Annotated in this window: 13 protein-coding genes; 9 read left to right on the top strand and 4 right to left on the bottom strand. The window is 65.3% G+C overall.

All coding sequences use genetic code 11. The annotated features are described in order from the left end of the window. Positions 1-121: 121 nt before the first annotated feature. Genes IPM49_01660 through IPM49_01675 form a run of 4 tightly spaced genes read left to right on the top strand, consistent with a single transcriptional unit; the run spans position 122 to position 3,416 of the window. On the top strand, positions 122-2,497 hold the full coding sequence (locus tag IPM49_01660; protein ID MBK9273230.1) for a M1 family metallopeptidase: 2,376 nt from the start codon (positions 122-124) through the stop codon (positions 2,495-2,497). A gap of 12 nt (positions 2,498-2,509) precedes the next feature. Then, positions 2,510-2,836 carry a hypothetical protein gene (locus IPM49_01665; protein MBK9273231.1) on the top strand — a complete coding sequence of 109 codons (327 nt, stop codon included), beginning with the start codon at positions 2,510-2,512 and terminating at the stop codon, positions 2,834-2,836. Positions 2,837-2,892: 56 nt separating this feature from the next. Further along, positions 2,893-3,129, top strand: a complete 237-nt coding sequence (locus IPM49_01670) for a hypothetical protein (protein MBK9273232.1) — start codon at positions 2,893-2,895, stop codon at positions 3,127-3,129. Then, positions 3,126-3,416, top strand: a complete 291-nt coding sequence (locus IPM49_01675; GenBank protein MBK9273233.1) for a type II toxin-antitoxin system RelE/ParE family toxin — start codon at positions 3,126-3,128, stop codon at positions 3,414-3,416. Before IPM49_01670 ends, IPM49_01675 begins: the two co-directional genes overlap by 4 nt. Here IPM49_01675 and IPM49_01680 read toward each other — a convergent pair. The 3 genes from IPM49_01680 to IPM49_01690 are packed head-to-tail and all read right to left on the bottom strand — an operon-like array spanning position 3,413 to position 6,654. Next, positions 3,413-3,850, bottom strand: a complete 438-nt coding sequence (locus tag IPM49_01680) for an SRPBCC family protein (GenBank protein MBK9273234.1) — start codon at positions 3,848-3,850, stop codon at positions 3,413-3,415. The two genes, IPM49_01675 and IPM49_01680, sit on opposite strands and share 4 nt — an antisense overlap. 57 nt (positions 3,851-3,907) lie before the next feature. Then, positions 3,908-4,771, bottom strand: a complete 864-nt coding sequence (locus IPM49_01685; protein ID MBK9273235.1) for a hypothetical protein — start codon at positions 4,769-4,771, stop codon at positions 3,908-3,910. Next, positions 4,768-6,654: an LTA synthase family protein gene (locus IPM49_01690; protein MBK9273236.1), complete on the bottom strand. Its 1,887-nt coding sequence runs from the start codon at positions 6,652-6,654 to the stop codon at positions 4,768-4,770. The genes IPM49_01685 and IPM49_01690 overlap by 4 nt, the downstream gene beginning before the upstream one ends. Positions 6,655-6,757: 103 nt before the next feature. Here IPM49_01690 and IPM49_01695 point away from each other — a divergent pair, with 103 nt between their 5' ends. Then, positions 6,758-8,803 carry a dehydrogenase E1 component subunit alpha/beta gene (locus IPM49_01695; GenBank protein ID MBK9273237.1) on the top strand — a complete coding sequence of 682 codons (2,046 nt, stop codon included), beginning with the start codon at positions 6,758-6,760 and terminating at the stop codon, positions 8,801-8,803. A gap of 4 nt (positions 8,804-8,807) precedes the next feature. On the opposite strand, the gene IPM49_01700 is transcribed toward IPM49_01695, so the two are convergent. After that, on the bottom strand, positions 8,808-10,790 hold the full coding sequence (locus IPM49_01700; GenBank protein MBK9273238.1) for a VCBS repeat-containing protein: 1,983 nt from the start codon (positions 10,788-10,790) through the stop codon (positions 8,808-8,810). Positions 10,791-10,881: 91 nt separating this feature from the next. Here IPM49_01700 and IPM49_01705 point away from each other — a divergent pair, with 91 nt between their 5' ends. From IPM49_01705 to IPM49_01720, 4 genes are all read left to right on the top strand, one after another. Continuing rightward, the gene (locus IPM49_01705) at positions 10,882-11,025 is read left to right on the top strand and encodes a hypothetical protein (protein ID MBK9273239.1); all 144 of its coding nucleotides are present in this window, start codon (positions 10,882-10,884) and stop codon (positions 11,023-11,025) included. Between the two features lie 184 nt (positions 11,026-11,209). Then, positions 11,210-11,890, top strand: a complete 681-nt coding sequence (locus IPM49_01710) for a hypothetical protein (GenBank protein MBK9273240.1) — start codon at positions 11,210-11,212, stop codon at positions 11,888-11,890. Next, a complete protein-coding gene (locus IPM49_01715) occupies positions 11,887-12,576 on the top strand; it encodes a flavodoxin reductase (protein ID MBK9273241.1) in 690 nt (229 codons plus the stop codon). Before IPM49_01710 ends, IPM49_01715 begins: the two co-directional genes overlap by 4 nt. A 121-nt stretch (positions 12,577-12,697) precedes the next feature. Next, positions 12,698-13,441 (top strand): class I SAM-dependent methyltransferase, encoded by a 744-nt coding sequence (locus IPM49_01720; protein MBK9273242.1) that lies wholly within the window; start codon positions 12,698-12,700, stop codon positions 13,439-13,441. Positions 13,442-13,444 lie beyond the last annotated feature (3 nt).

A 13,444-nucleotide genomic window follows, 5' to 3' on the forward strand; every position in this document is an offset into this window, starting at 1 on the left:
GATGACACACTTTATCTAACAGACCCAATGCCGCCAACCGACATTTCCTGAGGCGGACATTTTACTCACCACTCACTACTCGCCACTCATGACTCGCCACTGCCCACGTACTTTCGCAGACATGCCTTCGAAGCTCTTCCTCGCCCTTTGCACAGCGGTCATAGCCTGCACTGCCACCCTCGCCCAGGACAGTCCCCGCTACGGCCGCGACAAGTTCCGCCAGCTCGACCAGGAACTGCCCACGCCTAACGAGCAGCGCACCGCCAGCGGAGCCCCCGGCCACGCCTACTGGCAGATGAAGGCCGACTACGACATCCACGTGGAGATCACCGAGCCCAAGGCCGGGGAAGGCGTGCTGCCGAAGCTGACGGGCTACGAGACCATCACCTACCACAACCAGAGCCCGGACAAGCTGGAGTACCTGTGGCTGCAGCTCGACCAGAACATCTTCGAGCCGGGCAGCGACGCCAACACCACCCGCACGGGTACACTACCCGACAGCGTGGGCCTGAGCCAGCTGGACAAGTGGGTGAACCCGTTCGACGGCGGGTACAAGATCACCGGTGTCACCGATGCCAATGGCGGCAAGCTGAAGTACACCATCAACAAGACCATGATGCGGGTGGACCTGCCGAAGCCCCTCGCGCCCGGTGCCACCTTCAGCTTCAAGGTGAGCTGGTGGAACTGGATCAACGACCGCATGAAGTGGGGTGGCCGGGGCGGCTACGAGTACTTCCCCGAGGAGGACAACTACATCTTCACCATCGCGCAGTTCTACCCGCGCATGTGCGCCTACATGGACTACAGCGGGTGGATGCACAAGCAGTTCCTCGGCGCCGGTGAGTTCACCTTGGACTTCGGCGACTACACGCTCAGCATCACCGTACCCAGTGACCACATCGTGGCGGCCACCGGCGAATGGGCCAACGCCTCAAGTGTGCTCACCGCCGCCCAACAGAAGCGGCTCGCACAAGCCCGCACGAGCTCCACCCCCGTCATGATCGTGACGCCGCAGGAGGCGCTGGACAACGAGAAGGAGCGCAGCAGCGGCACCAAGACCTGGGTGTACAAGAGCAAGAACGTCCGCGATGTGGCTTTCGCCAGCAGCCGCAAGTTCATCTGGGACGCGATGAACCAGCCGGTCAAGACGAATAACGTCCTATGCATGTCGTACTACCCCAAGGAGGGCAATCCGCTCTGGGAACAATACAGCACCAAGGTGGTGGCGCACACCATCAAGACCTACAGCAAGTTCACGGCCGACTACATCTACCCGGTGGCCATCAGCGTGCACACCGACCGCATTGGCATGGAGTACCCCATGATCTGCTTCAACGGCGGGCGGCCCGAGAAGGACGGCACCTACAGCGAGCGCACGAAGTATGGCATGATCGGCGTGATCACGCACGAGGTGGGGCACAACTTCTTCCCCATGATCATCAATTCCGACGAGCGGCAGTGGACCTGGATGGATGAGGGTCTCAACACCTTCGTGCAATACCTCACCGAGCAGGAGTGGGACAAGGACTACCCCAGCTGGCGCGGCAAGCCCCGCAACATCGTCGATTACATGAAGGGCGACCCCAACGCCGCGCCGGACAAGGTGAAGGCGCGCATCGAGCCCATCATGACCAACAGCGAGAGCATCACGCAGTTCGGCAATAACGCCTACGGCAAGCCCTGCACGGCGCTCAACATCCTGCGCGAGACGGTGATGGGCCGCGAGCTCTTCGACCACGCCTTCAAGACCTATTGCGAGCGCTGGAAGTTCAAGCACCCCACGCCCGCCGATTTCTTCCGCACCATGGAGGATGCCAGTGGCGTGGACCTCGACTGGTTCTGGCGCGGCTGGTTCTACACCACCGACCACGTGGACATCGAGCTGGCCAACCTCCGCTACAAGCGCATGGATCCGCGCGATCCGCTGCTGGCCGAAAAGCTGAAGCGTGAGGACAAGGCGCGCGAAGTGCCCGACCTCAGCCGCCAGCGCAACATCGACGCGAAGCTGGACTTCGTGGTGGACCGCGATCCCACCACGCGCGACTTCTACAACAGCTACGACCCGCTCACCGTCACGGAGCGCGACATAGCGGCCTACGAGAAGTGGAAGAGATCCCTGAAGCCTGATGAGCTCGCGCTATTGAACGAGGACATCCATCTCTACGAACTTTCCTTCAAGAACATCGGCGGGCTGGTGATGCCGTTGATCCTCGAATGGGAGTACACCGACGGCACCAAGGAGGTGGAGCGCATCCCCGCCGAGATCTGGCGCATCAGCGACGACATCTCCAAGGTCTTCGTGAAGCGCAAGGAGGTGGTGCGTGTCATGCTCGATCCCTTCCTCGAGACCGCCGACTGCGACCTCAACAACAACAGCTGGCCGCCGCGCATGGTGCCCACGCGCTTCGATGTGTTCAAGGAGCAGCAGTGGCGGCAGCCGAACCCCATGCAGATGGAGCGCAACCGGATCACGGGTGGGGAGATGAAGGGGAAGTGACGCGGACGTGCGATGGTCACCCGCGAAGAGATCATTCAATTCGTTCGTGATCGTCTTGGCTTCACACCGACTTCAACTACCAAGTTCTGGTGGGATACGGGCGTGGTAGGCTTGGATGTGATCGCGTTCTGGGAGGAGTTCGCCCAGCATTACGGTGTCGATCTGGAGGTCGCCGACGAAGGCTATGACTACGGGGACAGCGACGCCGGTCTTGGGGATGCACTAGCGCACCTCTGGAAGCGCCTCACCTGCCAGCGAGTGAGTCGACCTCACCACTTCGCCATTGATCACCTTGTTGAGGTTGCGAACCGCAAGAAGTGGTTCGATCCCCCGCGATGATCCCGGTGGACCTCCTGCGCTGCTTTGCAGTATATCTTTGAACAACTCGAACTTCCATGAGCACCTCCGACCTCAAGCTCAGCCTGATGGAGCGCCTAGCCTTGGTGCAGGACGCTGGTTTCCTTCAGCGCCTCAAGCAGATCTTCGACAAGGAGCTCGGCACGGGGGATGAGTTCACCGATGAGGAGCTCGCCGAGCTGCAGGAGATCGATCGTCGTCGCAAAGCGGGTCTGGATACCTATCTGTCCGTGGAGGAGGCCATGCGCATGCTCCGCGAGGGCCGTCGGGCATGAACTATTCGGTGGTCGTTCGTGCGGCCGCCCAGGCCGAAGCGGTTGATGCGTTCTTGTGGTATGAGGCACGAAGCAAAGGGTTGGGAGTCCGCTTTGCGGATGCCTTGCAAGCCTGCTTGGACCAATTGGCCACCGATCCGAAGCACCAGAAGCGCAACGGCGACTTTCGGCATGTGATGGTGGAGAAGTTCCCATATCGTGTTGTGTTCATCGTTGAAGACAACACCGTGTACGTCTATCAGATCCGCCACACCAGCCGCATACCGAGCAAGCGCTTCGGCCCCTAGCCCTGCTTCTCCGACCACGCCTTGAAGCGCTCCTGGATCTTCGCGCTCTCCTTCTTGAACGCGCCGGGCATCAGGAGGGCCATGACCTTCATGAAGCCACGCATGCGGAACTCGTTGTCCGAATGCCAGATGGTCCGTGACGGGCCGGCCTCCTCGAAGGTGTTCCGCACTTCGTTCCACACGCCGCCGGTCTCGTAGGTGCCGCAGAAGGCGCGTGGGAGGTCACGCTCCGTGATGGTCTCCACCATCTCGATCTCCCGCTTGCCCATCCGGTACCGCAGACGGCTGTTGGCACCCACCTGTCCCGGCGTGCCACTGATCGGCTCGAAGCTGATGAGCGCGGGCTGCCATTCCTTCATGGTCGTCGGGTCGTCGAAGAGCTGGACCATCCGGTCGCGCGGCAGGTCGATGGTGATGCTGGTGCGGAACTTCATGACCGCCAAGCTAGGGCCTGGGGGAAGGAGCGCGGGCGATCTCGTGGCGGGCCGTGCTCACCGCACCACCCACAGCCGCTTGGGTTCCAGCCGGAACCGCACTTCGTTGCCGATCACGGCCGGTTCGCCGTCCAGATGCGCGAGGGACCCGGCCTGGTGCACCTGGGCCTCGCGGGTGAGAATGGTGCGCACATACCGGCTCTTGTCCGCGCGGTTGGCGTACACATCGTAGAAGGCCTTCAACAGCGGGATGAAGGAGGGCTTGCTCACGATCTGGAGCTCCGCGAGGCCGTCATCGGGCCTCGAGCCGGGACTGATGATGGCCCCGTTGCCGAACTCGCGCGTGTTGCAGAACACCAGCATGAGCACCTCGTGCTCGGTGGTCTCGTGGTTGGCCTTCACCACAACATGCATCGGCTTCGCGCTCAGGATGTCCTTCAGGATGATGCGCATGTAGTTCCACATCCCGCGCGCTTCGCTGCGGTCGAATTCCCAGGCCACGCGCGCGTCGAAGCCGATGCCGGCCGTGCCGAGGAAGAGGCGGTCGTTGAGATGGCAGACGTCCATGATGGCCGGGGTTCCCGTGAACGCCCGCCGCAGGGCCGCCTCGGGCTTCAAGGGCAGCTGGAGCGAGCGGGCGTAGCCATTTCCGCTACCCATGGCCACCACACCCAGCGCGACCGGTGTGCCCACCAGCCCCGCGGCCACGGCGTTCAACGTGCCGTCACCGCCCACGCTGATCACCCGTAGCGCGCCGTCCTCCACCGCCTGCTGGGCGAGGGTGGTGCCGTGGCCCGGCGCTTCGATCACCCGCACCGTGAGCGACCATCCGAGCTCCGCCGCAAGGCGTTCCGCCGCCTGCTGCGCGGTGAGCGCGCGTTTCCGTCCGGCCCGCGGGTTCAGCAGGAGCCAGGCGTTCATGGTGCGGCGGGTTTCACCGTCAGGCTGTTGCGCACGAGATTCCCGTTGTACTGCTGGATGGCGGCCTGCAGGCGCGTGAGCATGTCGAAGGCCACCAGCTCGCGCGGTTCGCCCAACGGCCCGGTGGTGTCCGCGCCGAGCGGGTCCACGCCCAGCAGGCGCTCGCCGTCGTAGTGCAGGATGAACCGGTCGCCCACGGCATGGTACACCTGGTTGCTGGCCATCACGGCATAGGGAGGACTGGCCGGGCGCAGGGCGCTGTGGCCGAAGCTGAAGAAGGGCTCGCGATGTCCGATGAGGTCCAGCACCGTGGGCAGGATGTCGATGTGCTGCGTCACCCGGTGCTGATCACGCGCCGGCAGGTGCGCGGGCATGTGGTAGAGCAGAGGCACCCAGTAGTCGATGGCCTTGCTGTACTGCTGGCCATTGCGGTCCAGGTCGGCCGTATGGTCGGCGGTGATCACGAACAGGGTGTTGGCGAACCAGGGCTTGGTGCGTGCCGTGTCGAAGAACCGGCGCAACGCCTCGTCGGTGTAGCGGAGCACGGGGTGGATCTTGTGGGTGCCCCCGCTGAACTGGGCGGCCAGGTCGGGCGGCAGCTCGTAGGGGTGATGGCTGCTGAGGGTGAAGACGCAGCTCATGAAGGGCTGCTGTTCCCGGCTCAGCTCCTCGGCGAAGTACTGCAGGAAGGGCGGGTCCCAGATGCCCCAATGGCCGTCGTAGTGCTCCTGCACGGGGTACTCGTTGCGGCCCACGTAGCGTTGGAACCCCGCGCTGCGGGCGAAGCCGTCGAAGCCCATGGTGCCGTTGTTGCCGCCGTGGAAGAAGCTGGTGCGGTAACCTTCCGCGGCCAGGACCCCGGCCAGCGAGGTGAAGGGCTGCTGGGCATAGCTCGAGGTGATGAAGGCCTCATCCATCAGTTCGGGGATCGAGGCGAGCACGGCCGGGATGCCATCGATGCTGCGGCGCCCGTTGGCGTAGGCATGCGTCATGTTCAGGCTCTGGTCCATCAGCTCGTCGAGGAAGGGCATGTACCCCGGTCCGCCGCTGAGCCGTGCGCTGTACACCGCGCTGAAGCTCTCCAGCACGATCACCACCACGTTGGGGCGCTGCGGGATGTGCCCGAGGGGATCGGCCGGGGCATCGAACCGGTGCGTCACGGGCCACAGCACATCGGCCTGCATCGGCGCCATGTAGGTCCGCTCCTGCACCGCGGGCTTCCCCAGCGTCATCAGCAGGGTGAAGGGTGTGTTGAGCACCACGGGGACATGGGTGGCGGGCGCGTACCAGGCCGCATCGATCACCTGCAGGGGGATGAGCTGCAGGCCCCCGCGGGAGGCCACCACGAGCGCGGCGACGGTCACGACGGCACCGGTGGCCCTTCGCCAGGGGCGCAGGGGAGATCCGGCATCGAGCCGGCCCGCCCATCGGTGCCCCCAGGCCAGCAGGGCCAGCAGCGCCAGGTAGATCAGCACGATATACCAGTAGTCGCGGGCGAAGGCCGGGGCCAGGTTGGCGGTGTCGCTGCCGGCGGTGAGGATGCGCAGGAAGTCGGCCGTACTGCGCTTGAGGCTGAACTTGTAGTACTCCAGATCGACGCAGGCGAAGAAGAGGGCGATGGCGTTCACGCCCAGGTAGAGGCCGGTGAGCGCCTTCCGCCACGCGCCTTGCGGCCGGGGCACCGCCAGGCTCAGGAGCACCCACAGGGCGTTCAGCCAGGCCAGCGCGCTGAGGTCGAACCGCAAGCCGCCCCAGTAGGCCGAGGCCGGCGCATCGGCGAACGACCCCGCGTTCAGCGCGACGAAGAGGACGCGGACCAGCGCGTACACCCCGAGCAGCAGCCCGGAACGCACCGCCAACACCAACAGGGGACCGCGTAGCACCGCGCGAAAGTAACGGGGCGGCAGAGTGCAGGGCCCAAGGCACCGCCGGGGATACCTTTGGCCCGCCGGATCACGCGGGCCGCACGCCCGACCGGCGACTTCCATGACGCCATTGACCATCGAGGACCGCCAGCTGCGTTTCGAGCGCGGCACGCACGACGACGCCTTTCTGCTGGACACCTACACCAAGCTGGTGTACCCCCGCATCATTGAGGAGAAGATGCTGAGCCTGCTGCGGCAGGGCAAGATCAGCAAGTGGTTCAGCGGGATCGGCCAGGAGGCCATCGCCGTGGGGGCCGCCATGGCCCTGCGCGACGACGAGTACATCCTGCCCATGCACCGAAACCTGGGCGTCTTCACCACGCGCGGCATGCCGTTCCGCAAGCTCTTCGCGCAGTGGCAGGGCAAGGCCACCGGCTACAGCAAGGGCCGCGAGCGCAGCTTCCACTTCGGAAGCAAGGAGCACAGGGTGGTGGGCATGATCAGCCACCTGGGCCCGCAGATGGGCATCGCCGACGGCATTGCGCTGGCCCACAAGCTGCAGAAGGAGAGCCGCTGCACCATCGTTTTCACTGGTGATGGCGCCACCAGCGAGGGCGATTTCCACGAAAGCGTGAACGTGGCGGCGGTGTGGGACCTGCCGGTGCTCTTCATCATCGAGAACAACGGCTATGGGCTGAGCACGCCCAGCAGCGAGCAGTTCCGCATGAAGAGCTTCGTGGACAAGGCCATCGGGTATGGCATCGAAGGCGTGCAGATCGCCGGCAACAACATCCTGGAGGTCTACGACACCCTGGCGAAGCTGGCCGACAGCGTGCGCGAGAACCCGCGGCCCATCCTGGTGGAGTGCATCACCTTCCGCATGCGCGGCCACGAGGAGGCAAGCGGCACCAAGTACGTGCCCAAGGAGCTCTTCGAGGAATGGGGCAAAAAGGACCCTGTGGCCAACTACGAGGCGTGGCTGCTGAAGCACGGGGTGCTCACCATCGCCAAGCGGGACGAGATCCGCGCGCGGCTGAAGGAGGGCATCGAGGATGACCTGAAGCACGCGTTCGAGGAGCCGGAACCGGTGCCGAACGCGGAACAGGAACATGCGGATGTGTATGCGGACATGGATCGGGGCCCCCGTAGCGTCGACCCACCGGGTCGACCTGCTGCGCTGCCAGCAGAACCCGCCACGTCCGGCGTGCCCGAGAAGCGCATGATCGACGCCATCCAGGAAGGCCTGCGCCAGAGCATGGAGCGTCATCCCGGCTTGGTGCTGATGGGGCAGGACATCGCCGAGTACGGCGGCGCGTTCAAGATCACCGAGGGCTTCGTGGAACAGTTCGGCAAGGAGCGGGTGCGGAACACCCCGTTGTGCGAGAGCGCCATCCTCGGCGCGGCGCTGGGCCTCAGCATCAAGGGGATGAAGGCCATGATGGAGATGCAGTTCGCCGACTTCGTGAGCGAGGGCATCACCCAGATCTGCAACAACCTGGCGAAGATCCACTACCGCTGGGGCCAGAACGCCGATGTGGTGGTGCGCATGCCCACCGGCGCGGGGGTGGGAGCGGGGCCCTTCCACAGCCAGAGCAACGAGATGTGGTTCGTGAAGACACCGGGCCTGAAGGTGGTGTACCCCAGCAACCCGTACGACGCCAAGGGCCTGCTGATGACGGCCTTCGACGACCCCAACCCGGTGATGTTCTTCGAGCACAAGGCCATGTACCGCAGCATCAACGGACCCGTGCCCGAGCAGCCCTACGGCATCCCCTTCGGGAAGGCGCGCGTGGTGCGCGAAGGGTCGGCACTCAGCCTCATCACCTACGGCATGGGCGTGCATTGGGCCACCGATGTGCAGCGGGAGACCGGCATCGACATCGACATCATCGACCTGCGCACCTTGGTGCCGCTGGACGTGGAGACCATCCTGGCCAGCGTGAAGCGGACCGGCAAGGTGTTGCTGCTGCACGAGGACACGCTGACGGCCGGCTTTGGTGGGGAGCTGGCGGCCATCATCGCCGAGCACGCCTTCGAGCACCTGGATGCGCCGATCGTTCGGGTGGCCAGCTGGGATACGCCCGTGCCCTTCGCCATTCCGCTGGAGAACGGGTTCCTGCCGAAGGGAAGGTTGAAGGCGGCGGTGGAACGGCTGGCGGGGTACTGACCTATCACTCCTTCACGAACGGCCAGGCGCGCACCGCCGTACCGGTCGACAGACGCAGCCAATACGTTCCCGGTCGCAGGGCCGACACATCGATCCCGTTCCGCTGGACCGTGGACCGCCCGACCTCACGGCCCAGGGCATCCAGGATGCGCAGCTCAGCACCGGCCCGCGACGCGTGATCGGCGACGAAAAGCCGGTCGGTCACCGGGTTCGGGTACAGCGGTGATGTGGTGGAGAACGCTTCAGCCAATCCCATGGGCATGGTGCCCTCCACCACGGTGAGGAGGGTGTCCGCCGCGGGCGTCGGGACCACGTCCACGATGCCGCTGGGCCAGCGCACCACCACCTGATCGACGACGGGGGAGGGGCCCAGGCCGAAATGGGCGTACAGGCTGCTCATGAACCGGGCGCCTTCGCCGCTGCGGATGTCGCGGATCTGCTGGCCCATCGACGTGTGCAGCTCCACCCGCGCACCGATGCCGCTGCGGTTGCTCACCGTGCCCACGGTCCGCACGCGCAGCCAGTGGTTGGCCGTGCCGCTGCTGATCCAGACCACGTTGCCGTTGGTGAGGTCCAGGGCACCATCGTGGTTGAGGTCGCCCACGGCCTCGGGCTGAAGAACCCCGCCTTGAACGAACTGCAGGCCGCCGATGCCGTAGTGCACCCGCCCGCCGCCCAGGATGTCCAACCATCCGTCGTTGTTCAGGTCGTGCGTCACCCACTCGGTGCCGGTGGCGTGGAACACGTCCAGGCCGGAGCCCAGGATGACGTTCGTGAAGGTGCCATCGCCGTTGTTGCGCAGCAGCAGGTGACGGAAGCTCCAGTTCGGGCTGCCGCTGGCGCCCACGAAGCCGTCCATGTCGCCGTCGTTGTCGAAGTCCCCCCAGGCGCTGCTGCGGGCATCATGGTCCTGCGTCACCACGGGGTCGTTCACAGGGGTCAGCACCAGACCGCCTTCGTTGTGGAGCAGCACATCCTCCTCCGCGCATCCGCTCTTGGTGCAGTACGCGTCCACCAGCCCGTCGTTGTCCAGGTCGGTCCACAGCACGGCCTTGTTGCCGCAGACCGTGCCATAGGTCTGATTGACGAAGGCCAGGCCTCCATTGCCATCATTGTGCAGCACGAAGTTCAAGGCGAGGTCGCTGGTGACGAAGCCGTCCAGATGCCCATCCGCATCCACGTCCACCAGATTGTTGCGGTAGGTGGCCCCGCCGATGGTGAGCGCGGTGGGCAGGTAGCTGGTCCCGTTGGCATCGGCCATCAGCACATGGAAGCTGCTCTGGGCCCCGGCATAGAACAGGTCGGGGTATCCGTTGTTGTCGATATCGCCCGCGGCCAGGCCTTGGGATGCGGGGTTGTTGATGATCCCATGCGGGGTCGCCTGCGGCACGAACGAACCGTCCGCCTGCTGATGATGCACGGTCAGGCCGAAGACATCGGGCACCACGAGGTCGTCCCGACCATCCTCGTTCATGTCGACGACACCGGCGATGACGGCGGGGTCCGTGAGCGCGAAGCCGCTGAACGTGACCGCGTCCACCGGAGCGGAGGGATTGGCGAACTCGGAGAGCTCGAAGGCGCATCCCTGGCCGCCGTTGTTGTTCTCCACGATGATGCGGTAGGTGGTGCCCTGTTCCGCCCGGAAGCTGAAGGCCGAGGTGAGGTTGGGGCCCGAATTGTCGTCACCAGCGAAGCAGCCCAAGCCGCCGCACGGTCCGACGGCCACACTGACGCGGGTGTCCTGGTCGGGATACCCCTGGACGTGCGTGACGATGCGCACGTTGGTGTCCTGCGAGGCGGTATAGGCGTACCAGGCACTGGCGGAGGCCATCACGGCGTTCTCGGTGCAGACCATGGGGGCCGGTGTGCCGGTGATGGCCGGCACCACGTGGATGCCTGCGCTGATGGGGAGCGCGGAGGCGCAGTCGTTCTGTGCGGCCAGCACGGTGCTGAACGCCGCGGTGGAAAGGAGGAGCAGGTGGCGCATGGGGTCTTCGGTGGAAGCATGACCCATGAGCGGGCCCGGCGGTTGTCCGGACCGGGGTGCGGAGCCCCATCTTTGCCCCATCGCACCCATCATGCCGCAGAAGAGCAGACAGAACCGCAACCGCAAGCGCAAGGCCACCCTGAAGCTGGTGAAGCGCATGATCGCCCGGGACGAGCAGGAAGAGGCCACGAAGCCGGCGCCGGCGGGGAAGGAGCCACACGGCAACGAGGCGTGAACGGATGCCCGCCCCCAGCGGGCGGGTTGTGCACAGGCGGTGGTGAACAAGCCGCTTCGGACGCGACAACGCTTGAAGGCCAAGCGGATAGCGCCATCCACTCCGTTCCTTCAAACGTGCCCTGTTGATGAACGCCGCCGTACCGCCCTTCGGATCGGGCGCAGCCGGCCTTCACTTTGGCACCATGAGCTCGGCCGTGTTCGACATCCGCTGGAACAGGATCCTTCGTGCCCGCGAACAGGGGCAGGAGGAACTGACCGATTTCCTTGGCCCCCGGGCCGATCTGGGGCCCCTGGTGCGCCTGGGGCTCATCCGCCGCCGCGAGGTCAATGGCGAGTTCCAACGGTACCACGGCTATGTGCCCACCCCGAAGGGCAGCGAGTACCTGCTCCACATCCCGGAGAAGGAACTGATCCTGGTGCGCCAGCAGCGCGGGGCGGCCCTGATGGCCGAACTGCGGAAGGACCCCGCCCCGGATGCGGTGTTCAAGCCCACCTATGCGGAGCCCACCCACGAGCAGTTCGAGCTGGTGCGACAGATGCGCGAGCAGGCCGGTCGCGATGTGTGGAAGGTGCAACGGGCCGATCACCTTCGCGACCGCTTGATGGAGGGCTACATGGACCTGCGCATGTTCACCAAGCGCACCGGCATCGGTGAGGGGGTGTTGATGCGGCACATGCTGTGCACGCCCCGGAGCGAACGGGCGCACGACCGCGCGCTCCAGATCGAGATCACACCATCGGGCGCGCGGTTCCTGGCCGTGGCCGATCCGTGGGAGCTGCTGCTGGTGCGACCGGGCATGGAACTGCCGCTGTTCGAGCGCTGCGATCCGATGGCCGCGGCCTACCATTGTGCGCTCCCGTGAGCGCGGGCGGGCCCTCCACCGATCGGCACCGGGTGGAGGTGCTGGGAGCGGTCTTCCTCAACCCCACGGTCAAACGGTTCACCCTGTCCCGACCCAAAGGGTTCATTTTCACCCCCGGCCAGGGCTGCATGGTGGCGGTCGACCGTGACGGCTGGCGCGACAAGCCCAGGCCCTTCACCTTCACGGCCCCGCCGGGCGCGCGGACGCTGGAGCTCATCGTCAAGATCTACGAGGCGCATCAGGGGGTCACCCGGCAGATGGGCACCTTGGGCAAGGGCGACCACCTGCTGCTGGGCGAGGTCTTCGGCACCATCGCGTACAAGGGGCCGGGCGTCTTCTTCGCCGGGGGGGCGGGCATCACGCCGTTCCTGTCCATCCTGCGCCAGTTGCACCGGGCGAAGGCCCTGAAGGCGCACACGCTGGTATGGTCGAACCGAACGGCCGGGGATGTGTTCCTGGACGACGAGCTCGCGCGGATGCTGGGCCGGCAGTACCTGAAGACCTTCACCCGGGAGAACGTGATCGGCTTCCGCGACCGGCGCATCGACCGCGATGACCTCGTGGGCCTGATCAGGGACTTCGACCAGTGCTTCTACCTCTGCGGACCGGATCGTTTCGTGACCGACCTGAAGGCCATGCTGCTGGAGCTCGGCGCTGCGCCGGACAGCCTCGTGTTCGAGTCCTGAGCCCCGGTGTACACGGTGTGTTGTTCGTTGCTTGCGGGGGAAGGCCCGGTCCGGCGGTGGACGCACGGCTATGTTTGACCGCGCCGATCCAGATCACCGTCGGGCCCCACCACTCATGAGCATGGACAACGCCTTCATCGCCACCACGTTCGACTGGGATCATCGCACACCGACCGCGTGGCAGTTGTTCATGAACAAGGCCTTCCGGAAACTCCACCTCCCGGTGCGGCTCACCCCGGCCCCGAGCGACATGGCCAATGTGGAGGCGCGGATGAACCTCTTTCATCTCTTGGATCAGGTCATCGCCTACAAGGTTCCGGGCGACATCGTGGACCTGGGCTGCAATGCGGGGGACAGCACCATCGTGATGCAGAAGGTGGTGAGCGCGCTCGCGCCCGACCGGCAGGTGCATGCGTTCGACAGCTTCGAGGGCCTGCCCGAGGTGACAGGGACCGATGTGGCCGACGGGGTGTACGGCAAGGGGTATATGGCGGCTCCGCTCGACGTGTTCAAGCGCAAGTTCGATGCGCTCGGCCTGAGGCACCCGCACATCCACAAAGGCTGGTTCCAGGACACGGTACCGCAGCACCTGCCCGAGCGGATCGCCTTCGCCCTCATCGATGGTGACCTGTACGAGAGCACCAGGCACGTGCTGCCTCATGTGTATGCGCGCATGGCTCCGGGGGCCATCGGCATGATCGCCGTGTACTATGATGAGAAAGTCCTGGCCCGTCGCGGGCTGTCCGGAGGCTATCGCTCACCCGGCGTGAAACGCGCTTGCGACGAGTTCTTCGCCGACAAGCCGGAGAAGGTGCACGTGCTTTACGCGAACGAGTACTCGAACGGGTACTTCCGCAAGCGCTGATCG

Source organism: Flavobacteriales bacterium, from assembly GCA_016715895.1.
In the GTDB taxonomy this organism is placed as follows: Bacteria; Bacteroidota; Bacteroidia; order Flavobacteriales_F; family PHOS-HE28; genus PHOS-HE28.